This is a genomic window from Nocardioides sp. B-3 (genome assembly GCF_024703895.1).
Taxonomy (GTDB): domain Bacteria; phylum Actinomycetota; class Actinomycetes; order Propionibacteriales; family Nocardioidaceae; genus Nocardioides.
This window is the reverse complement of record NZ_CP087968.1, coordinates 2226649-2245627: the sequence shown is the minus strand read 5'-3', so window position 1 is coordinate 2245627 and position 18979 is coordinate 2226649. Positions and strand designations below refer to the sequence as shown.

Sequence of the window (18979 nt, the reverse complement as noted above, 5' to 3'; positions counted from 1 at the left end):
TCCGACGCGAAGTGGTGCTGCAGGGCCTCCGTGCGGCTGACCGGGGCCGTCGCGTCCAGTCTCCCGCTTCCGGGGCGGTGGACGCGAACTCGGGCACAGGTCTGGTTGGTCACACTGTGGGCGGTGGAAAAGAAAAAAGTTGGCGACACGTTTGACTTTGTCCCACGTGGGTAGCCGGAACCCGCTGGACTGTCCACATCAGGTCCACCCGAAAGATCACCTTGTCACTGAGCCACGATCCGTTGTCACTGTCGCAAACCCCGCGTGCGGCCGCCGACGCGAGGCGATGGGTCGCGCGCATTTGCCGCGAGCTCGGCCGTGACGACCCGGTCGAGTGTGCCGAGCTCGGCACCGCGGAGCTGGTGGCCAACGCGATCCTGCACGGCATGGCACCGATCTCCGTGCGCGTGCGCGGCACCGCGACCCATCCCCGCATCGAGGTGCTGGACGGTTCGCCGGCGGCGCCGGTGCCCGCCGCCAGCGCGGTCGACGCCGACGACTTCCCGGCCACCTTCGGTCGTGGCCTGTCGATGGTCGCGATGTCCGCCGTCGCCCGGGGTGCGTCGATGGAGCCCGACGGCAAGGTCGTGTGGTTCGAGCCCGCCTCCGGCGTCGGTGACCACGAGGCTGCCGCACCCGTCTTCGACAGCCACGCCGAGCCCGATGTCGAGGCCCGCAGCGACCGGGCCGTCGCCGTACGCCTCCCGGGGTTGGACGTGCCCCCGGCCACGGCCCCCGGGCCGTCAGTACGCCGACCTGCGCCGCGAGCTCCGGCTGCTGGCCGTCGCCCACCGGGATGCCTATCCGCTGGCCGCCAACCTGTCGGCGATGTTCTCCAGCTACGACCGCCAGCTTCCGCGCGACGTGCACTTCGCGGTCAAACGGGCACGTCGTGCCGGCGCTGCCACGATCGACCTCAACGTCACCGTGGAGCCGGAGGCGGCGCCCATCCTGACGACCATGCTCGAGATGTTCGACCCGGCCGATGCGTTCTGCAAGGCGGAGCGGCTGCTCTCGATCCAGCGCACGCCGGAGCAGCGCGCCTTCCACGTCTGGTACCTCACCGAGTACATCCGCCAGATCGACGGCGAGGCGCCGATCTGCTTCCGGCAGTCCGACTCGGCCCGATCCCTCGGCACCCAGCAGGTTTCGTGACGCAGCCCCTCCGGGCCGGCGACCTTGCCGTGGTCGCCGTCGGCGGGGCCGTGGGGGCCGTCCTGCGCTGGGGCCTCGGGCAGCTCACCCCGGACGGCTCCGGGTTCCCGTGGACGACGTTCGCCATCAACGTCGCCGGCTGCCTCGCCCTCGGGCTGCTCCCCCTCGCCGTGGGGCATGACCACCGACTGACGCTGATGCTGGGGCCGGGGTTGCTGGGCGGGTTCACGACGGTCTCGACGTACGCCGACCGGGCGCGCGGCCCGGTCGAGGACGGACAAACCGGCTCCGGCCGGGACCTACATCGTGTGCACGCTCGCGGCGGCACTGGCCGCGGCGAGCGTCGGACGCTGGCTCGCCCACCGTCCCGAGCCCGAGGACGCGCTGACATGACCGCGCTCCCCGGTGGCCTTGGGGGCGGCCGCGGGCGCCCCGCTGCGCCACGCGTTGGCGCACACCCCGGACGGGCGCTGGCCTGCGGGGACGATGGCGGTCAACGGGCTCGGGTCCCTGCTCATCGGATGCTTCGCCGCCCTCGCTCTCGGGGGCCGGGCGTGGGCTCTGCTCGCGACGGGGTTCTGCGGCGGCCTGACCTCCTTCTCGTCCTTCGCCGTCCAGTCCGTCGAACGAGGTCCTCGGTCGGGAGCCGTGTACGCCGCTACGACGGTCGCCCTCGCACTGGTGGCCTGCGCCCCGGGCTTCGCGCTCGGCACCCGTCTCTGAGGTCAGGCGTAGCCGAGCTCGCCGAGCCGCGCGTCGTCGATGCCGAAGTGGTGCGCGATCTCGTGCACCACGGTGATCCGCACCTCGTCAGCCAGCTCCTCCGGGGTCTCGCACAGCTCGAGCAGGTTGGCGCGAAACAGCAGGATCCGGTCGGGCAGGTCACCCGCGTGGTTGGCGGCCCGCTCGGTCAGCGCCACCCCGTCGTAGATGCCCAGCAGGTCGGGATCCTCCGGCGGCGGCTCCTCCTCGACGAGGACCACGACGTTGTGCACGCGCGCCGCGATCTCGGCCGGCAACGCGTCCAGCGCCTCCTCGACCAGTTGGTCGAAGGCATCGTGGTCGATCTCGAGTGGCATGTCGCCAGAGTAGGAGCAGACAGAAATGCCAGGAACGCCCCGGATCAGTGATCCCGGGGCGTTTCTGATGGCGACCCTGACGAGACTCGAACTCGCGACCTCCGCCGTGACAGGGCGGCGCGCTAACCAACTGCGCTACAGGGCCAAGTGTAGATCCGCCTCACACGAGGTGAAGCGGTGGAACTCTAACCCATCCTCGGCCGCCCCTCACAATCGAGGGGTGGCACTGCGATGAGCAGCACCCCCAACGGGATTCGAACCCGTGCTACCGCCGTGAAAGGGCGACGTCCTAGGCCGCTAGACGATGGGGGCCTGCCTGTCGAGGCCTGGTTGTCACCGGGTCCCTGAGGCGTCGTACAGCATAGGGCCACGCCTCGGAGCCGCCCAAAACAGAGGTCGTTGACGGTCCCTCCCACAACTCACCGGCCTCCGCCGATAGCCTCGATGATCGTGACCACCCGGGCGAACCCCCTGCGCTTCCTCGTCGTCGACGACACCGAGGACATCCGCGACCTGATGGCACGCATGGTCGTGCGTCTGGGGCATCTCGCCGACGAGGCCGCCGACGGGGTCGAGGCCGTGGAGGCGATCCAGAAGGCGGCGTACGACGTCATGCTCCTCGACCTCTCGATGCCACGGATGGGCGGCGAGGACGTGGTCCGCTGGCTCAACGGGCACCCGGAGCAGGCGGCCGGCCTGCGCGTCGTCGTGATCACTGCCCGGGCCGGCGAGCGCCGGGGCGTGCTCCGGGAGCTCGGAGTGTCCTCCGTGCTGCACAAGCCGCTTCGCACCCAGCAACTGAGGGATCTCATCGACGAGACAGCTTCGGGAAGCACGCCCCCAACACCCTGACTGTCGCTTACCCTTGGGGCAGAGCCGGGAGAGATCTCGGTTCGATGCGGTGTCACCCCCCGGACATCGCACACCGAGAGAGGGAGCTCCATGATCGCCAAGTTCAAGAACGCCCGCCGGGCCGGGCGCGTCTCCGACCAGATCCATTCGATCTACTCGTGGCGTCCGAGCGGCCCCGGTCGCTGACCGATAGCCACCGCGGCGGGCAGTGTCCCGTCCGCATCGACAGCGCCGAGGCGACCACCGGTCGCCTCGGCGCTGTGCTTCGCGCGCCCCGCGGCACGGGCCTGACGCCCCTCGGCCCGCACGGACCATGGCTCGCGACCGACCTCGCGACGGCAAGGCGGGTGCTGACGGACGCTGCCGGTTTCGACTTCCCGAGCACCGTGAGCCGTGGCACGGACATGTCGGCGAGCACGGGCGAGAGCCGCACCGGTCATCTCGTGTATGCACCGCTGTCGCCGGCACAGGTGGCGCGAGGACGTGAGGTCTTCCGGGTCGAGTGGCACCGCGCGCTCCAGAGTGCGGCGATCTCGGCCACCGGCAGCGAGGTCGAGGCCATGGACCTGCTGCGCAGACCCGTGGCGCGTGCGACGTGTTCGGCCGTCCTCGATCTCGACGGGAAGGCCCGCGACCTGATCGCCGACCGGGTCCTCGCCCGGATCGATGCGTTGGCACCGGTCATCTCGAGCCGCCACAGCCCGCGTCCGTGGAGCCGTGCCCGCCGCGGTGAACGGCGCGCACGGGCCGCGCTCGAGGAGTCCCTCGCCGACCTTCTCGCGGCGCGCGACACGGACGACACGCCGCCGGTCATCGGCAACCTGCTCGCCGCCGGGATCCAGTGCCGATCGCGGCGGGGTGCGTGGCTGCTGGTGTTCCCGGCCACCCATCCTGACCGGGGAGTCGATCCGGACCACGCCGCGTGGGAGTCGCTGCGCATGGCCCCTCCGACCCGGGTCACCGCGCGGGTGACCACGGCCGCCGTCTCGTTGGGCGACGCGGCCCTCCCCGCCGGCGCCGTCGTCCCGGTGAGTCCGCTCCTGCTCGGCCGACTCGCCGCTCTGTCGCCGGACCAGCCGGTCGGGCTCGAGGAGTTCTGCCCGGAGCGCTGGCGCCGCGACGACGTCCGCCCCGGCGCCCGGCTCCCCTTCGGAGCGGGCGCGCATGCCTGTCCCGGTCGGGCCCTCGGGCTGACGATGCTGCGCGACCTCGCGACGTGGTCCGGGGACCAGCGCCTCGCGCTATCCGCACCCGTGTCCATCGACCAGAGCCGGGGCATCCTGCCCAGCCCCGCGCGCATCACGGTCACGCCTCCGACACAATGAAGTCATGACTGGCTCTCCGGCCTTGCAGGACGTGCCACTTGACACCCCTGTATCGGCTACCGCTGCAGGGTTGGTCGCGGTCATCCTCGATGTCGCGGCCCCGCTGAACGAGGCCCTGTCGAAGACCGCCCAGCACCTCTTGACCATGCGGCGCGTGGATGTGGTCACGATCGCGCTGACCACATTCACTCCTGAGGACGCGACCGGATGGACCCACCTCGGTCAGCGGGCCCGGGTGACCGAGTGGCTGCGACCCGGGGCCACTTGCTCCATCGTTCCCGCGGCGGGTTCCGGCCCCGAAGCAGCACTGTCCTTGCCCCGGGTGTCGCCCCCCGCGGGAAGCCACGTTGGTCGTCGTCGACATCGACCTGCTCCCCGAGGAAGCAGAGCAGGACCGACGAGAAATTGCCGGATGCGGGATCAGCAGCCTCATCGTCCCAGCCCGGGTGTCCGGTGGTGTCATGTTCGGCAGCCTCGCCGTGGGTAGTGTCGCCAGCGGTCCGTGGCCAGCGGAGAACGTCGCGGACTTCCGCCTCATCAGCTCTGCGCTTGCGTCACGCATCGCACTCGAGCAAGCGCGCCGGTCGCTGGCCGAGGCCGTTGAGGTGGGCGCGAAGAGCAGGGAGGCCCAGCAGCACTTCTTCGCCTCGATCGGGCACGAGCTGCGTACGCCGCTGACCGCCATCGTGGGCTACACGGAGATGCTGGTGGACGAGGCAGCCGAGGCCGGTGGAGACGCGCTGGCCGGCGCGGTCGTGCGCGACGGCGGCGTCATCCTGCGGGCCTGCGAGCAGCTGATGGCCGTCGTCGAGGACCTGCTCAGCGCCGGTCGAGCCGTCGGCAGCACCGACCTGCGCGAAGCCGTGGACGTCGGGGCCGCGGTCGCCGACGTGCTGCACTGGCACCGGGCAGCAGCGGAGACGGCGGGGGTTCAACTCTCCAACGCCGTCTCCCCGGCTGGAAGGTCTGGGCCCACCCGTCGAGCCTGCGTCAGGTGCTGGCCAACCCGGTGGGCAACGCCGTCGTCCACAACTCGTCCGGGGGAACGGTCGTCGTCTCCACCGAGCCGCTCGAGGGCGAGTCCGGCGAACCCCGCGCGCGGGTGATCGTGCGCGACACGGGTCCCGGGCTGACCTCCGAGCAGCTCGCCCATGTCTTCGAGCCCTTCGTCCGCTTCGCGCCGCCCGATGTCAAGGGCACCGGTCTGGGCCTGTCGCTGTCTCGCACCGTCGCGGAGCGCGATGGCGGCACGATCGGCGCCGAATCCACTCCCGGCAGCGGGTCCGCCTTCTGGGTCGAGCTCCCCGTCGACGATGACGGGCACCACCCCTAGCCAGCGGCTGAACCACCTGTTCGGCCGATTCCGCGAGGCCCGCCGCGCTCATGTAACATTCCCCCGCTTGGCCGGGTAGCTCAGTTGGTACGAGCGACCGACTGAAAATCGGTAGGTCGGCGGTTCGACCCCGCCCCCGGCCACACGCAAGTCCGAAGCGCCCGATCGCGTCCCGATCGGGCGCTTCGGTGATTCTGGGGCAACGGCTTCGCGGCCATGGACACGGTGTGATCCACGCCACTAGGTTCCGCAGAGCCGGTTTGTGGGGACGGCGCATCCAATCCGCCCTTCTCGAAACGGACTCCGATGAATCCTGCACGTCCACGCGCCCTCGTCCTCAGCGTCCCGGCGCTCCTCGCCTCCACCCCGGCCATCACCAGCACCGCCGCACCCGCGCACGCCGACGGACCCGGCGTCGGCACACCGTGGGTCGTGACCATCGGCGACTCCTACATCAGCGGCGAGGCCGGCCGCTGGGCCGGCAGCTCCAACGCCTCGTCCTCACGCGCCGACGCCCTCGGCGGCACTGCCTACTTCGACAACGCCACCAACACCGGCGAGACCATCAACCGCTGTCACCGCAGCAAGTCGGCCGAGGCCTACATCGGTGGCGGGGTCAGCGGGATGATCTTCGCGTGCTCCGGATCTCGCGTCGCGACCTTCAGCGACTCCGACGGCAACTTCAAGCCCGGGCTCGACTTCTACAACAACGGCGCCCAGCAGGGGCAGGCGTTGATGCTGCAGAACTTCGCGGCGACCCACAACGTGAAGATGGTGACCGTCTCCATCGGCGGCAACGACTTCAACTTCGCCTCCATCGTGCAGACCTGCGTCACCAACTGGGCGACCTCACCGTGGTGGGCCAAGAACTACTGCAGCGACGACTCCTCGGTGACCAGCAACTTCACGGCTGCCAACGTCGCCGCGAAGCGCGCCGCGATCGCTGCTGCGTTCCAGAACGTCCGCACGGCCATGCGCAACGCGGGCTATGCCGACGGATCCCGGAACCTGCTCGTGCAGAACTACCCTTCCCCCTTGCCGAACGGCTCGGGCTTCCGCTACGCCGAGAGTGGCTACACCCGGATGAGCACCGGCGGGTGCGGCTTCTGGAACCGCGACGCGGACTGGGCCAACGGCACCGCGCTCAGCCTGATCAACGGCGCCGTCGCGGGCGCCGCAGCCGACTCCGGGGTCGCCGGCGTGCGCACCCTCAACCTCGCCTCGGCCTTCAACGGTCGTCGCCTGTGCGAGAACGGTGTGGGCCTCTACGAGGAGAAGGGGCTGGCCAACTGGACGACCCCGGGCGCCGTCGACCAGACCGAGTGGGTCAACCAGATCCGTACGGCCTCGACCTGCTGTGACTCGAGCAACCCCTACTACATCCGGGAGAGCCTGCACCCGAACTACTGGGCGCAGCTGGCGACGCGCTCCTGCGTCCGCCGGGCGTGGAACGGCGGAGCGCCTCGCTCCGGCACCTGCGGGATCTCGGGGACCGGGCTGGTCAACGGCGAGCCGCGCATGGCACTGAACTGACGCACGGATGAAGCACGCCGGCTGGCGTCCGGTCCCCCGACGGGGACCGGGCGTCAGCCGGTGCGGGCGGCGTAGGCGTCGGCCGCGGTGTAGACGTTCAGCACGTAGTCGCTCGAGTGGTTGTAGCCGAGAACCGCGCGCGACCAGTTCCCCGCGGTCGTCAGGTCTCCCGACTGACACAGGTAGTTGGCCGCGGCGAGAGACGCGTCGTCGATGTCGTTGGGGTCGGCCAGTCCGTCGCCGTCGCCGTCGACCTGCCACGTGCGCCACGTCGACGGGATGAACTGCATCGGGCCGATGGCGTGGTCCCACTGACGGTCGCCGTGCCAGCGGACCGAGTCGCGGGTGGCCGGCACGGCGGCGTACAGGCCTCCGTCGAGCGCGGGGCCGAGGATCGGCTCGGAGGAGTGACCGTCCTCCCCGAGCAGTCGGTCGCCGATGGTGCCGTGCTGCGACTCCACCCAGCCGATGCCGGCGAGCGTCGTCCAGCCGATCCGGCACTCGCGCGGGGCGAGGACGCTGGCGCGGGCGTAGGCCGTCATGGCGGGCAGCGGGATGCCTGCGGCGTCGGCGGTGCGGCGCGCCCAGCGCGGGTCGACGGAGGCGTCGGGGTCTCGTGACGGTCGCTGCGCGACCTCCTCGACCGCCGGAGCGGGTGCTGGAGCAGGCGCCGGGGCACGCAGACCCGGGGCCGTCCTGTAGCCGGTCAGCACCCGGTCGCGCTGGCCGGTCTGCTGGGCCGCGAAGGCGGTGGCGCACAGCAGCGTCACTCCCCCGCCGACCCCGACGAGGTGGGTGAGCCTCACCCGAAACGACCGTTGACGTAGTCGTGGGTGCGCTCGTCCCGGGGGTTGCTGAACATCGCTCGGGTGTCGCCGTGCTCGACGATGACCCCGGGGGTGCCGTGTGCGGCGAGGAAGAAGGCGCACGTGTCGGAGACACGCGCCGCCTGCTGCATGTTGTGGGTCACGATGACAATGGTGACCTCTGTGGCCAGCTCCTTCATCGTTTCCTCGATAACTCGGGTGGAGGTGGGGTCCGGGGCGGAGCACGGCTCGTCCATCAGCAGCACGCGCGGCTTGATGGCCAGCGAGCGCGCGATGCACAGGCGCTGCTGCTGTCCGCCGGACAGACCGCCGCCGGGGGCGTCGAGCCGGTCCTTGACCTCGTTCCAGAGCCCGCCGCGGATCAGGCAGTGCTCGATGAGCGCGTCCTTCTCGGACTTCGAGACCTTGGTGCCGGTCAGCTTCAGGCCCGCGACGACGTTCTCGCGGGATCGACATCGCCGGGAACGGGTTGGGCTTCTGGAAAACCATGCCGATGCTGCGCCGGGCATCGGTGAGCTTGCGCTGCGGGTCGTAGATGTCGACGCCGTCGAGCCGGACCTCACCGGCGAGGGCGGCCGAGGGGACCAGCTCGTGCATCCGGTTGAGGATGCGCAGGAACGTGGACTTGCCGCAGCCCGACGGCCCGATGAGAGCCGTGATCTCGCCGGCGGGCATGGTCAGGGAAACCCGGTCCAGCACCTTGCGCTGGCCGAACCGGGCGGTGATGTCGCGCGCCTCGAGCTGGGCAAGATCAGCGGGGAGGGTCGTGGTCGTGCTCATGGTGGTCTCTTCTGCTGGATGGAGCTCTGCTGGATGAGCGTGGGAGCGGGCCCGGGCGGCGTCAGCAACCCCCGGACCCGCTGGTCTCACTTGATGACGATCTTGAACTTGAGCTTGGAGCCGGTGAACTTGCTGTCACCCGCGTAGGTCGTGGTCAGCTTGTTCTTGCCCTTCTTCAGCTTCTTCAAGGTCAGGACCACCTTGCCGGACTTGATCGTGCCCTTGCCGACGGTCTTCTTGCCGCGCTTGACAACGATCTTGCCGGTGGGAGCGAAGGTCGAGGTCTCCTTGACGAGGACCTTGCCCTTGTAGGACGCGGCCTTGGGGTAGGACGCCTTGAACTTCTCGACCAGCTTGGTGGTGGCCTTGGCCATCACGGGCGCGGAGGCCGTGACGTTCACCTTGGTCGCGGCCGACGCCGAGCCGTTGAAGGCAGCACCCGTGGGCGTGAAGGTCGCAACAACGGTGTGCTCACCGGCGGCGAGGCCGGTCAGGTTGAGCGTCGCCTTGCCGCCGGTGACGATGGCGTTGCCCTTGGCAGCGCCGTCGACGGCGAAGGCCACGGTGCCCTGCGGCTTCAGCTGGCCACCACCGGCAACGGTGGCGGTCAGGGCGAGCGCGCCCACCGTGGCCGAGGTGCCTGCAACAGTGGTGGTGGTGTTGACCTTCGCGGTCAGCAGGTCGCTGACGGGGGTGGCGGTCGTGGTGCTCACGCCGCACTTGCCGCCGTTGCCCTGCGACAGGAGCTGCTCGAAGCCGGCGTCGAGGATCAGCGACGATGCGGCCGGGGAGCAGATGAAGCCGGTCGGACCGAAGATGCCCCGGGCCCACGTGGAAGAGACGTCGGGCTGGCGCACGACGTTGTAGAGCGCGCGAGCGGCCGAGAAGCCGGTCTCGATGCGGAGCGTGCCGAGCAGGCCCGCGCGACCCACCGAGAACGGGGCGACTGCGTTGGGGTCAGCCTTGATCGCCGAGTCGTCGTGCTCCCGGACCGGAACCACGGACGGGGCCGGGACGACGCCGGTGCCGCCGTTCATCCGCTTGAGCTCACCCTCGAAGAAGCTGCGGGTGCCCGAGCCGGCCCGGGGAATCAGCGGCTTGATGGCACCGTCGGCACCGCCGACGGCACTCCAGTTGGTGATCTCACCCTTGTAGATGCCGACGATCTGGGCCTCGGTCAGGCCGGTGGGGGCGTTGGTGGTCTGGGCGACCGCCATGGCCGTGGTGTCCTTGGCGAACGGGGAACGCGACGAGGCCGGCGTCGGACTCGGTGGCGCTCAGGGCGGAGGACGAACGCGCGTAGTTGACCTCGACGTTGTTGGACGCGCCGTAGAGCGCCTTCTTGCCGTCGCCGGAGCCGTTGGGGCGCGTCACCGCGGCCGTGCCGGCACGGAGGACGACGGTGGCCGAGTTGGTCTGGGTGCCGGCGGCGTCGACCGTCTTGGCGTCGAAGGAGACCAGCTGCGAGCCGGGGCCCTTCCCCGCGTTGTAGCCGGCGACGCCGGCGTTGCCGTTGGCCAGATAGGTCAGCGCGTACATCGACGTGTCGGAGCCGACACCGACGATGTCACCGGCGACCGGGGTGGTGGCCGGGTCGGCGTGAGCCGGAGCGATGAGTGCCATGGAGGCGGCGACGACGGACGTGGTGGCCACGCCTGCGAAGACCCTGCGAATAGACATCGAAATGCATCCTTTGCGTTTGGTCGTACCGATGGGTGGGGCGTTTACAACAGGTTGGGCAGCAAGCGCATGACGACGTCGGTCGTCTGCCGAGCCGGGGGCGATGACGACCGGAGTCGTGACCACCCAGACCGTGGCGGCAGACCAGCGCTGCCGGGCGGCGACGACCCCGAGGATCGTCGCCGGGGAGCAGGCCCGGGCACAGGGCCGGGAGCGGGAGCGCTCCCTGCTCGGTGCCCATCGGCTGCTCCGGATCGGGGACGGCGGTCGGGAGACCGGCCGGTGCGGCGAAGCCCTTCTTGGCCCGGGCGTCGACGTAGACGGCCTCGCCGGGGGTGAGGTCGGCGAACCGGCCCGACCCCTCGGCACTGACCAGGACGAGACGAGCGGCGCCCTCGGGACGCGGCTGGGGAAGCGGGTCACCGGCACGCCGTACGCCGATGACGGAGAACTGCTTCGCACCCCGGGCCGTCACCACGCGGATCGTGTCGCGGGCACGCAGGTCGGCGATGGTGGCGAACGGGGCGCCGTACGTCTTGGCGCGACCCAGCACCACCGCGGTGCCGACCGGCCGGGGAGCACCGTGCTGCGCAGATGTCCGGGGCCGTCGAGGAGGTCACTGGAGGCAGTGCCCTCGATGACGACCTGCTCGAGCCCGAGGTGCGGGATCGAGAGCAGCGCGACGGGGTCGCCGAGCGGCGTGACCGGGCCCATCGGGGCCGTGGCCGCCGCGAGCTCGCCGCGGAACTGGTCGTAGAGCGCGGACTGCTCACGCTGCTGGGACAAGCCACCGAGGAAGAGCATCTGCACCGCCGCCCGAGGTGGCGACGAGCGCGAGCATCGTGGCCGTGGTGGAGACGACGTCGAGGGCCCGGCGCGTCGGCGTCGGCGGTCCGACGGGGGCGGCCGGAGCGCCCTGCTTGCCCGGCTTGCTGACGGGGCGTTCTGCGACGGCCGTCATGACGGCCTCCGTCGACTCAACCCGAGGCGCAGCAGGCTGGCCGCCGGGGCGCCCAGCACGGCGATGCCGAGCAGCACCGGGATCAGCTGACCGGCGAGCGCCGAGGAGACGGGCTCCGTGTCGGGCATCGCCACGGGCTCGGGCTTGGGCGTCTTGGTGGGCTTGGCGGGCTTGCCCTTGTTCGGCTTGCCGGTGGCCTCCGGGGCGAGTGTGGGGACGGCCTCGGCCTCGGGCGGCGCGACGTTCGTGACGCTGCCGGGACCGGTGGGCATGCCGGGCTCGTCACCGGTGCCGGTGTCGGTGCCGTCGCCGGTGCCATCGGTGGTCCCGTCGTCGACCTTCCCACTCTGGTCGGCGATGGTCTCGGCGACGTCCTGCGCTTGCTTGAACAGTCGCGCGGTCGGGCCGGTCCCTGGACAACGCGAGGTAGCCGGGCGGGAGCTCGCCGTTGCCGTAGCCGGCCCGCTGACCCTCGGTGGTGGAGATCTCGATGAACTCCGCGACCTTCTTCGCGTCCTCCTTGGGGAGGTTGGCGGACCGGGTCGCGGTGTAGACGATCATCGTGCCGGGGTAGGCGTCGCCGGCCTTGATCACGTCGGCCATCTCGAGCGTGAACGGCTCGTCGCCGCGCTTGCTGGGCTCGGCGATCGCGACGGCCCCGGCCAGTCCGTTGTCGGTCGGGCCGACGAAGTTGTTGCCCTTGGTGAGCAGTGTTGCCTCGCGCAGGCCCAACCGGCGTGCGTCACCGATGCTGACGAGCCCGAGCATGAACCTGCTGCCGACACCCCGGCGGTCGACGCGACCGATCTTCCACGGGTCGGTGATCGTCGAGCGCTCGCACTTGGTCTGCACGTTGGGCCGGGCGTCGAGGACCGCCTCGGCGATCTTGCGCATCGACGTGATCGGGGCCGCGAGCTGGGTGAAGTACGGCGACGGGTTCTGTGCGTAGCACTCGTCGTTGGTCGGCGGCACGTAGTCATCGAGCAGCGGCCATTCGTCACGCGGCAGCCTGATCTTCTTGTACGACGGGTTGATCCGCATGCCCCACGGGTCGGCCTTGCCGTTGATGAACGCCATGGCGTCCTCGTCGTTCGCGATGTAGGCCGTCAGGGTCTCGACCGAGTCGCTCGACTCCGACAGCGAGAGCAGCGTCGCCGCGGCCTCGCGGGCGGTGGTGTCGAGTCCCGGGTTCAGCCGCTGGAAGTCGGGGTCGAGGTTGAGCGACACCGGGTTGGCGGACATGCCGGGATGACCGCGCCCCCGCTCGCTGCCGAGGTAGGACTGGGTGAGCAGCTTGGCGATCAGTCGCGGCGTCAGCTTGAGGTTGGTGAACTCGCCGGCGTTGTCGGGACGGTCGATGACGTAGCCGATGGAGAAGCCGGTGACAGCGGTCGGGGCGTAGACGACCGGGTCGGTGCCGCGGGACGCGTGCTTGCTCGAGACGAGGGCGGCCGCACCGCCACCGCCCTCCATCAGGCTGAAGGCGGCCCCGTCGGACATCTTGTTGTGCTGGAACTTGAAGCGCTTCTTGTCCGGGCAGTAGGCCGGCGACCACTGGAGGGCAGCCTGCGCCAGCAGCTCGGAGCCGTAGAAGCCGGTCGGGGGCCGCGAGTCCAGCACGTTGCAGGCGTCAGGCGAGAGGCCGAACGTGATCGGCACGGAGAAGCGGTTGCGCCAGTTGGACGGCGCCCACCACAGGGCCGGCGACACCGTGGCGTCCACGCCCTGTCCGGCGAAGTTGCTAGAGCCGGGCTCGAACTGGCCGCCCCGTGAGCAGACCGGGTCCTCGTCGACGCAGCTGATGCCCTCGATCGGGATCACCACGATCGAGCAGGCCACGTCGATGTTGCAGCCCAACGACTCGTTCTCGACGTCGGAGCGCACCTCGAACTGCACGGCACCGTTGCCGGCGAGGTCGGTGAAGGCCGCCATCTCGGCCGGCGGGAAGGCAGCACCCACCGCGGCCTCCGGGGGGCATCGTCTCCGCCGTACAGCCCGTGTGGACGAGGCCGTTGGCGGCGCGGAACGGCGTGATGTGGGTGGAGTAGTCGGGCACGTCGTTGCACTCCGGGGGCACGAGAGCCACGCCGGACTTCTGCGCCTTGTCGAAGTCGTTTCCGAAGGCGTCGTGGCGCCAGACGGCTTCGCTCTCGTTGACGACCTGGCTGCGCTGGCCGCGGGTCGAGGTCCAGCAGGTCTCCGGGGAGAGCTGCTGCTCGAGCGGCAGGGTCGAGTCGTCGGTCCCGCGGCACTGCAGGATGACGACGGGATACTCCCCGGAGCATGCCCAGCTCGCCGAAGGGGCTCGCGGCGCGGCCACCCGTCGGGTGCGCGCCCGTCCGAGAGATGTTGACGCGCTCGCGTCCCCGCAGCTCGGTGGTGCGGTCGACGGTGACGGTGACGTCGCGCGTGGAGACCTCGATCGGCTGCCCACCGGCGATGATCGAGCGGGTCAGGTGCAACGTCCGCGTGTACGCCGCCTTGTCGTCGTCCGCAGGGGCAAGCGCACCCTGCGCCGTGGTGGCCGCGCTCGTGGCCCCGGCCGTGGCAAGGCCGGCGACGAGGGCGGCGGCCGCCGTGACCCGGACCAGCCTCATCGGGCAGCCCCGTTGCGGGCCGCGCGACGACTGATCAGGATGCCCGGCACCGGGATCAGCGCCAGCAGCTCGAGCACCGCGAGCCAGCCGAACGCCTTCGAGTCCATCGGTCGCTCGGCGGACAGCTCGGTCGGGGTGGCGTAGAGCGGCTCGTTGCCGGCGCTGGTCGTGTCGGTGATGCCCTCGACGGTCGCGCCCGCGGGCGGGTTGACGGCCTCGCCGGTGACCGGATCGACGGCGGTCTCGGTCGGCGTACCCCCCGGATCGGGAGCGCCCTCCGGCGTTGCCGCGACCTTGTCGCCCTTCTTGCCACCTGCCGGCTCGGTCGACCCCGTCGTCGGCGCGTTCGCGTCGTCCGTGGAGGGCTCGCCCGTGCCGGTCTCCGTGCCGCACGGCCCCTCGCCCTGCTTGTCGCAGGCGGCGGGCTGCGGAGCGACCTCGGCGAGCTTGTTGCGCTTGAGGTCACCCGCGACGAACGTCGGGTTGTTGCACTTGGTGACGTCGCGGTTGGTCATGTCGACGGCGGGGTCGGCAGTCTTGAGCTGCGCGAGCTGCTGGAAGCCGGCTTTGGACGAGGTTGAGCGGCAGCGGGGAGTAGCCGTAGGGCCCGGCCTTGGACTGGCCCTCGCACAGCGAGTAGTACATGAAGTCGGCCGGGGTCTGGCGCTTCGCGGTCGACATCCGCTGGTCCGTCGCGCCGGTCGGGATGATCATGTAGCTGTAGGACGACAGCGGGTAGGCGCGCGGGTCGGTGGCGCCGTACACGCCCTCGAGCTCCCGGGGTGAGGTAGAGCGGGGAGCTCTTGTCCCGGTTGATCTGCGCCTTCGTCAGCGCGACCGCCACGTTGTACTGCGTCGGCTCGACGTAGAACCCGCCCTTGTTGAGCACCTTGACGACCGGGTAGTCCTTGTTGATCGGGTAGGCGTACTCTGACGTAGCCGATGTGGCCGTTGCCGGAGAACCCGGAGATCGTGTTCATGACCCGGTCGGAGCCGGACTGGGCGATCATCCGGCCCTTGCGCGGGTAGTAGGACGTCAGGCCGGCCCGGCCGAAGTAGGGCTGCCAGATCGACGGGTACTCGCTGTCCATCCGGGTCGTGAACTGCGCCGTCGTGCCCGAGCCGTCGGAGCGCACGACCGGCGTGATCGCGAGCTTGGGGAAGGCGCGCCCGTTGTTGTCCTTCGCGATCGCCGGGTCGCTCCAGTCGGTGATCTGGCCGGTGAAGATCCTGGTCAGCGTCTCGCCGGACAGCCGCAGGTTGCGGACGAGCTCGTTGCCGATCTTGAGCTGGTAGGTGAACGCCGTACCGCCCGCGACGATCGGCAGGTAGGCGAACTCACGGCCGTTGCTGTTGTCGGCGTTGCCGAACTCGTCGACGCCCGGGTAGGGGATCTCTGAAATGCCGAAGTCGGTGACGTTCTGCGCGAAGTTCTTGCGGCCCCGGCTGGAGCCACCACCGTTGTAGGTGACCTTCATGCCGAGCGCGTCGACGTCGGAGATCCACTGCTGGACGATCACCTCGGACCAGGTCGAGCCCGAGCCCTCGATCTGTGCGTACGCCGCACGCTGGGCCGGCGAGGGAAGGTCGTCGTCGGCGAAGGCGTCGGCGCCGGTGAGCAGCCCGGGCAGGAGGGCGAGCATCAGCAGGGCCGGGGAGCTGGCTCAGGCGGCGGTTCATGTGGTCCTCCGGGGTTGAGCTGAACGCTGGATGAGGCCGCGGAGGCGGCGGAGCAGGCTCCGACGCGGTGCCGTGGTGCGGGTGCGCGCCACGAGGCGGGCGACGATGAAGAGGACGAGCACGAGGACGAGCAGCACCGTCGCGGCCGCGAAGGCGCGCTCGATGTCCATCGGCTCGGGACTGCGGGCGCCCTTGAAGATGTAGAGCGGCAGCGAGTTCATGACGCCGTCGGTCGGGTTGGTGACCATGAAGGTCGCGACGCCGCTGGTGAGCAGGACCGGTGACGTCTCGCCGACACCGCGCGCGACGCCGAGGATGACGGCGGTGGCCGAGGGCCGGGCCGCGCGGTCGGGAGGACCACGTGCCACACGGTGCGCCAGCGGCTGGCCCCGAGCGCCGGGCTGGCCTCGCGCAGGCCGCCGGGGACGACGCGCAGGACGACGTCGGCGGCGCGGGCGATGATCGGCAGCATCATCACGGCGAGTGCCATCGCCGCCGCGAATCCGGACCTCGGGAACCCGACGGCCACGATCAGCACCGTGTAGACGAACAGGCCGGCCACGATCGAGGGCAGCGCGGTCATCGCCTCCACGATCGTGCGCACCACGCCTGCGAACTTGCCGCCCACCTCGGTCATGAAGACCGCCGTACCGATCCCTAGCGGGAGCGTGACGGCGATGGCGATGCCGAGCTCGATCGCGGAGCCGACGATGGCGTGCGCGATGCCGCCCCGGTCGAACTCGTCGCGCGGCCCGACGCCGGACATGTCGTCGAGGAAGAAGTTGAGGTGGAGCAGGGGCTCCCAGCCGCGGAAGACCACGAAGCCGATGGTGCTGACCAGCGCGGCCCCGACGACCAGCGCACCGGACGTGATCACGGCGCCGGCGACGCGGTCCACGACGTCCACGCGGCGCCCGGTCATGGTCGTCGTGACGATCGTGAAGAGGATGCCGAGCGCGAACCGGGAGACGATGAGCCACGCCCAGCCGCCCAGCGGGAGAAGCCGCTGCGTCACCAGCCCGGGCCATCGCCAGTGCCGCGACCCGAGTGCCGATCAGCGTGAAGGACTCCTCCGAGGTCGGCTTGCCGAGACCGGGCCGCGGGTGCTGCGGCGGGGCGTCGTCATCGATGGCCGGGAGGAGGGTGTGCACGGCGACGGTGCGCTCGGTGGTCGCGGTCATCAGGCGTCCGTCCCGGCGCCGGAGCGACTGCGGTTGACGATGACCGCGGCCAGCGTGTTGACGATCAGGGTGATCACGAACAGCACGAAGCCGGCGGTGAGCAGCGCGCTGAGCTGGGCCGCGCTGGCGTCACCGAAGCGACCGGCGATCAGGGCGCTCACGGTGTTGGTGCCGACCTCGAGGATCCGCGGCTTGATCACGAAGTCTGGCGAGATGATGAGGAGTACGGCGATGGTCTCGCCGAGCGCCCGGCCGAGACCGAGCATGGTGCCGCCGATGATGCCGCCGCGACCGAAGGGGATGACGACCGTGCGGACCATGCCCCAGCGGGTGGAGCCGAGCGCGAGCGCGGCCTCCTTCTCCCCGGGCGGCGTCTGCGAGAAGACCTGCCGCATGACCGCGCACGACATCGGCAGCACCATCATCGCGACCGCGATGCCGGCGCAGAACGCGCTGCCGACATAGCGGGAGACGTCCCAGACGGCCGCGTCGGGATCGGCGTCGATCCGGAAGAACGGCAGCCAGCCGAAGTTCTGCTGCAGCCACAGCGCGAACGCCGCGGCGTGGGGCATCACGAGGAAGTAGCCCCACATGCCGTAGATGATCGAGGGCACGGCGGCCATCAGGTCGACCAGCGAGATCAGCGTCGCCCTGATGCCGGCCGGCGCGTATTCACTGATGAAGAGCGCGGTCAGGAGCGCGAGCGGGAAGGCGATCACCATGGCCACGGCGGCGACCGAGACCGTGCCCACGAGGACCGCGCCGATGCCGAGGACGTCGGCCTCCGGCTGCCGGGCGGACTCGGTGAAGAAGCTCCAGCCGTAGCGCTCCAGCGTCGGCACCGACTGCCGGGCCGGGGAAGGCGCCGATGCCGCCGGTGATGATCAGCACCGTGGCGCCGATGGCGGAAGCGCTCAGCTCGAAGACGCGGTCGACGCCGGTCGCCTTGCGGGCGAGCTTGCGTGGAGCGACCTCGGGGGCGTCGGCATACGACGTCTCCGTGGCAGGCAGGGTGGTCAAGGGGATCTCTTCAAGTTGCTGACGGTGGCTGACTAGCTCCGCGCGGCCCGATCCGGTCCGGAGACGGCGTCAGTGTCAGGAGCCGAACGGAACGGCGAGGCGGACGGCGGTGAACGGGGGACGAACGGTTCGGCCGTGATGGCCGAACAAACTGCCAGACTCTGCGGGTGCTCCCGCGTTTCGAGATCGTGCGCCGGCTGCGACCGGTGTCGCTGGTCCGGCCGGGCTCCGGCCGCCCCGTCGAGCGGGGCGTCCATGCACTGCCGATGCCCGCGCCGTACGCCGTAGTGGTGATGCGCCTCGCGGACGACTCGCCCGCGTCGCTGGCCTTCCACCTCGGCGAGCACCGCCTCGCCGGTCATCTCGACGGGCCGCAGGCCGAGCTGCGGGTCACGCAGGGCGACACCACGACCAGCCACCGGAGCCGGCGCCACGGCCGCTGCGCGGTGAGGCCGTCGCAGCTCGCGCTGACCCTGACCGGCTCGCACGTGACCCTGCTCCTCGAGGAGGACGGCACGTGGGTGGCGCGCGCCCGGCTCGACGTCACCGACCTCGTGGACGTCCACGACGCGGCACTGCTTGCCGCCCTGCGGGTCGAGTGCTCGTCGGCGGCGACAGCGGGCGCCTTCGGCCAGCTCGGACTGCGCGACATCCGGCTCGTCACCTCGCGCGACGGCACTCCTGTCCGCTCGTCCGGGCAGCTGCTCTTCAGCGCGACGTCGGCCGGACCCGGTTTCTTCGACACCGCCCACACCTCGGTCTGGTCGCTCGATCCCGGCTCCCCCGGCCCTCGAGCACCGCAGCGACCTGTTCTTCCGGCGCCCCGACCAACAGGGCGTGTACGGCGACCACGCGACCCACCTCGTCCGTGACGGCGACGAGTGGCTGGTCGCGACGAGCACGTGGGGCGACTTCCGACGGGCCGATCCGCAGCGATCCGTCCGCGTGACGCTCGCGCGCACCACGACCGACGTGC

The 18979-nt window shown here is 70.7% G+C and carries 23 protein-coding genes, 3 tRNA genes and 2 pseudogenes; 10 read left to right on the top strand and 18 right to left on the bottom strand.

Annotated features, from left to right (window positions below):
- Positions 1 to 245 precede the first annotated feature (245 nt).
- Positions 246 to 653, bottom strand: a complete 408-nt coding sequence (locus LP418_RS14840; protein ID WP_257952647.1) for a hypothetical protein — start codon at positions 651 to 653, stop codon at positions 246 to 248.
- Positions 654 to 663: 10 nt separating this feature from the next.
- On the opposite strand from LP418_RS14840, the gene LP418_RS14835 reads away from it, so the two are divergent.
- The 3 genes and pseudogenes from LP418_RS14835 to LP418_RS14830 all read left to right on the top strand — a co-directional run bounded on the left by LP418_RS14835 (position 664) and on the right by LP418_RS14830 (position 1878).
- The gene (locus tag LP418_RS14835) at positions 664 to 1155 is read left to right on the top strand and encodes a hypothetical protein (protein WP_257952646.1); all 492 of its coding nucleotides are present in this window, start codon (positions 664 to 666) and stop codon (positions 1153 to 1155) included.
- Positions 1152 to 1418, top strand: a pseudogene (locus tag LP418_RS33525) (CrcB family protein); the annotation flags it as partial. The gene LP418_RS14835 and the pseudogene LP418_RS33525, both read left to right, overlap by 4 nt.
- 142 nt (positions 1419 to 1560) lie before the next feature.
- Positions 1561 to 1878, top strand: coding sequence for a fluoride efflux transporter FluC (locus tag LP418_RS14830; protein ID WP_257952645.1), 318 nt, complete (start codon positions 1561 to 1563; stop codon positions 1876 to 1878).
- A 2-nt stretch (positions 1879 to 1880) separates the two neighbouring features.
- Here LP418_RS14830 and LP418_RS14825 read toward each other — a convergent pair whose 3' ends face one another.
- The 3 genes from LP418_RS14825 to LP418_RS14815 all read right to left on the bottom strand — a co-directional run bounded on the left by LP418_RS14825 (position 1881) and on the right by LP418_RS14815 (position 2546).
- Entirely contained in the window at positions 1881 to 2234 is a 354-nt protein-coding gene (locus LP418_RS14825; protein WP_257952644.1) for a metallopeptidase family protein, read from the bottom strand.
- Between the two features lie 68 nt (positions 2235 to 2302).
- Positions 2303 to 2379, bottom strand: a tRNA-Asp gene (locus tag LP418_RS14820).
- Positions 2380 to 2473: 94 nt separating this feature from the next.
- Positions 2474 to 2546: transfer RNA gene (locus LP418_RS14815), tRNA-Glu, on the bottom strand.
- Between the two features lie 138 nt (positions 2547 to 2684).
- Between LP418_RS14815 and LP418_RS14810 the strand changes: the two genes are divergently transcribed.
- The 6 genes from LP418_RS14810 (at position 2685) to LP418_RS14785 (ending at position 7277) form a co-directional block, all read left to right on the top strand.
- Positions 2685 to 3086, top strand: coding sequence for a response regulator (locus LP418_RS14810; protein ID WP_257952643.1), 402 nt, complete (start codon positions 2685 to 2687; stop codon positions 3084 to 3086).
- A 158-nt stretch (positions 3087 to 3244) separates the two neighbouring features.
- Positions 3245 to 4411 carry a cytochrome P450 gene (locus LP418_RS14805; protein WP_257956856.1) on the top strand — a complete coding sequence of 389 codons (1167 nt, stop codon included), beginning with the start codon at positions 3245 to 3247 and terminating at the stop codon, positions 4409 to 4411.
- Between the two features lie 347 nt (positions 4412 to 4758).
- Positions 4759 to 5517: a sensor histidine kinase gene (locus LP418_RS14800; RefSeq protein WP_257956855.1), complete on the top strand. Its 759-nt coding sequence runs from the start codon at positions 4759 to 4761 to the stop codon at positions 5515 to 5517.
- Entirely contained in the window at positions 5406 to 5744 is a 339-nt protein-coding gene (locus LP418_RS14795) for a sensor histidine kinase (RefSeq protein WP_336276000.1), read from the top strand. The genes LP418_RS14800 and LP418_RS14795 overlap by 112 nt, the downstream gene beginning before the upstream one ends.
- Positions 5745 to 5813: 69 nt before the next feature.
- Positions 5814 to 5887 (top strand) — tRNA-Phe (locus tag LP418_RS14790).
- A 163-nt stretch (positions 5888 to 6050) separates the two neighbouring features.
- Positions 6051 to 7277, top strand: a complete 1227-nt coding sequence (locus tag LP418_RS14785; protein ID WP_257956853.1) for a hypothetical protein — start codon at positions 6051 to 6053, stop codon at positions 7275 to 7277.
- Between the two features lie 53 nt (positions 7278 to 7330).
- Here the strand turns inward: LP418_RS14785 and LP418_RS14780 are convergent, their stop codons facing one another.
- From LP418_RS14780 to pstC, 14 genes and pseudogenes are all read right to left on the bottom strand, one after another.
- Positions 7331 to 8083, bottom strand: a complete 753-nt coding sequence (locus tag LP418_RS14780; RefSeq protein WP_257956852.1) for a lytic transglycosylase domain-containing protein — start codon at positions 8081 to 8083, stop codon at positions 7331 to 7333.
- A pseudogene (locus tag LP418_RS14775) lies at positions 8080 to 8779 on the bottom strand (phosphate ABC transporter ATP-binding protein). The gene LP418_RS14780 and the pseudogene LP418_RS14775 overlap by 4 nt, the downstream one beginning before the upstream one ends.
- Before the next feature lie 191 nt (positions 8780 to 8970).
- Positions 8971 to 10101 (bottom strand): Ig-like domain repeat protein, encoded by a 1131-nt coding sequence (locus tag LP418_RS14770; RefSeq protein ID WP_257956851.1) that lies wholly within the window; start codon positions 10099 to 10101, stop codon positions 8971 to 8973.
- Positions 10028 to 10537, bottom strand: coding sequence for a hypothetical protein (locus tag LP418_RS14765; protein ID WP_257956850.1), 510 nt, complete (start codon positions 10535 to 10537; stop codon positions 10028 to 10030). The genes LP418_RS14770 and LP418_RS14765 overlap by 74 nt, the downstream gene beginning before the upstream one ends.
- A gap of 498 nt (positions 10538 to 11035) precedes the next feature.
- On the bottom strand, positions 11036 to 11368 hold the full coding sequence (locus tag LP418_RS14760; protein ID WP_257956849.1) for a hypothetical protein: 333 nt from the start codon (positions 11366 to 11368) through the stop codon (positions 11036 to 11038).
- Positions 11334 to 11525, bottom strand: a complete 192-nt coding sequence (locus LP418_RS14755; protein WP_257956848.1) for a hypothetical protein — start codon at positions 11523 to 11525, stop codon at positions 11334 to 11336. Before LP418_RS14755 ends, LP418_RS14760 begins: the two co-directional genes overlap by 35 nt.
- Positions 11522 to 11797 (bottom strand): hypothetical protein, encoded by a 276-nt coding sequence (locus tag LP418_RS14750; protein WP_257956847.1) that lies wholly within the window; start codon positions 11795 to 11797, stop codon positions 11522 to 11524. Before LP418_RS14750 ends, LP418_RS14755 begins: the two co-directional genes overlap by 4 nt.
- A 10-nt stretch (positions 11798 to 11807) precedes the next feature.
- Positions 11808 to 13457, bottom strand: coding sequence for a hypothetical protein (locus LP418_RS14745; RefSeq protein ID WP_257956846.1), 1650 nt, complete (start codon positions 13455 to 13457; stop codon positions 11808 to 11810).
- Between the two features lie 661 nt (positions 13458 to 14118).
- The gene (locus LP418_RS14740; RefSeq protein ID WP_257956845.1) at positions 14119 to 14637 is read right to left on the bottom strand and encodes a hypothetical protein; all 519 of its coding nucleotides are present in this window, start codon (positions 14635 to 14637) and stop codon (positions 14119 to 14121) included.
- On the bottom strand, positions 14585 to 14887 hold the full coding sequence (locus tag LP418_RS14735; protein WP_257956844.1) for a hypothetical protein: 303 nt from the start codon (positions 14885 to 14887) through the stop codon (positions 14585 to 14587). The genes LP418_RS14740 and LP418_RS14735 overlap by 53 nt, the downstream gene beginning before the upstream one ends.
- Positions 14833 to 15765: a substrate-binding domain-containing protein gene (locus LP418_RS14730; protein ID WP_257956843.1), complete on the bottom strand. Its 933-nt coding sequence runs from the start codon at positions 15763 to 15765 to the stop codon at positions 14833 to 14835. The genes LP418_RS14735 and LP418_RS14730 overlap by 55 nt, the downstream gene beginning before the upstream one ends.
- A 33-nt stretch (positions 15766 to 15798) precedes the next feature.
- Entirely contained in the window at positions 15799 to 16050 is a 252-nt protein-coding gene (locus tag LP418_RS14725; protein ID WP_257956842.1) for a hypothetical protein, read from the bottom strand.
- On the bottom strand, positions 16020 to 16817 hold the full coding sequence (locus tag LP418_RS14720) for a PstA family ABC transporter permease (protein WP_257956841.1): 798 nt from the start codon (positions 16815 to 16817) through the stop codon (positions 16020 to 16022). Before LP418_RS14720 ends, LP418_RS14725 begins: the two co-directional genes overlap by 31 nt.
- Before the next feature lie 165 nt (positions 16818 to 16982).
- Entirely contained in the window at positions 16983 to 17825 is an 843-nt protein-coding gene (gene pstC, locus LP418_RS14715) for a phosphate ABC transporter permease subunit PstC (protein ID WP_257956840.1), read from the bottom strand.
- Positions 17826 to 18170: 345 nt separating this feature from the next.
- On the opposite strand from pstC, the gene LP418_RS14710 reads away from it, so the two are divergent.
- Positions 18171 to 18875, top strand: coding sequence for a hypothetical protein (locus LP418_RS14710; RefSeq protein WP_257956839.1), 705 nt, complete (start codon positions 18171 to 18173; stop codon positions 18873 to 18875).
- Positions 18876 to 18979: the final 104 nt, after the last annotated feature.

What these genes read in the sequence shown, in the direction of transcription:
- LP418_RS14835 (WP_257952646.1), top strand. Translation starts at nt 664, where the DNA reads ATGTCGAGGCCCGCAGCGACCGGGCCGTCGCCGTACGCCTCCCGGGGT.
- LP418_RS14825 (WP_257952644.1), bottom strand. Translation starts at nt 2,234, where the DNA reads ATGCCACTCGAGATCGACCACGATGCCTTCGACCAACTGGTCGAGGAG.
- LP418_RS14785 (WP_257956853.1), top strand. Translation starts at nt 6,051, where the DNA reads ATGAATCCTGCACGTCCACGCGCCCTCGTCCTCAGCGTCCCGGCGCTC.
- LP418_RS14770 (WP_257956851.1), bottom strand. Translation starts at nt 10,101, where the DNA reads ATGGCGGTCGCCCAGACCACCAACGCCCCCACCGGCCTGACCGAGGCC.
- LP418_RS14760 (WP_257956849.1), bottom strand. Translation starts at nt 11,368, where the DNA reads ATGCTCTTCCTCGGTGGCTTGTCCCAGCAGCGTGAGCAGTCCGCGCTC.
- LP418_RS14755 (WP_257956848.1), bottom strand. Translation starts at nt 11,525, where the DNA reads ATGACGGCCGTCGCAGAACGCCCCGTCAGCAAGCCGGGCAAGCAGGGC.
- LP418_RS14750 (WP_257956847.1), bottom strand. Translation starts at nt 11,797, where the DNA reads ATGCCCACCGGTCCCGGCAGCGTCACGAACGTCGCGCCGCCCGAGGCC.
- LP418_RS14745 (WP_257956846.1), bottom strand. Translation starts at nt 13,457, where the DNA reads ATGGCGGCCTTCACCGACCTCGCCGGCAACGGTGCCGTGCAGTTCGAG.
- LP418_RS14740 (WP_257956845.1), bottom strand. Translation starts at nt 14,637, where the DNA reads ATGACCAACCGCGACGTCACCAAGTGCAACAACCCGACGTTCGTCGCG.
- LP418_RS14730 (WP_257956843.1), bottom strand. Translation starts at nt 15,765, where the DNA reads ATGCTCGCCCTCCTGCCCGGGCTGCTCACCGGCGCCGACGCCTTCGCC.
- LP418_RS14725 (WP_257956842.1), bottom strand. Translation starts at nt 16,050, where the DNA reads ATGGTCACCAACCCGACCGACGGCGTCATGAACTCGCTGCCGCTCTAC.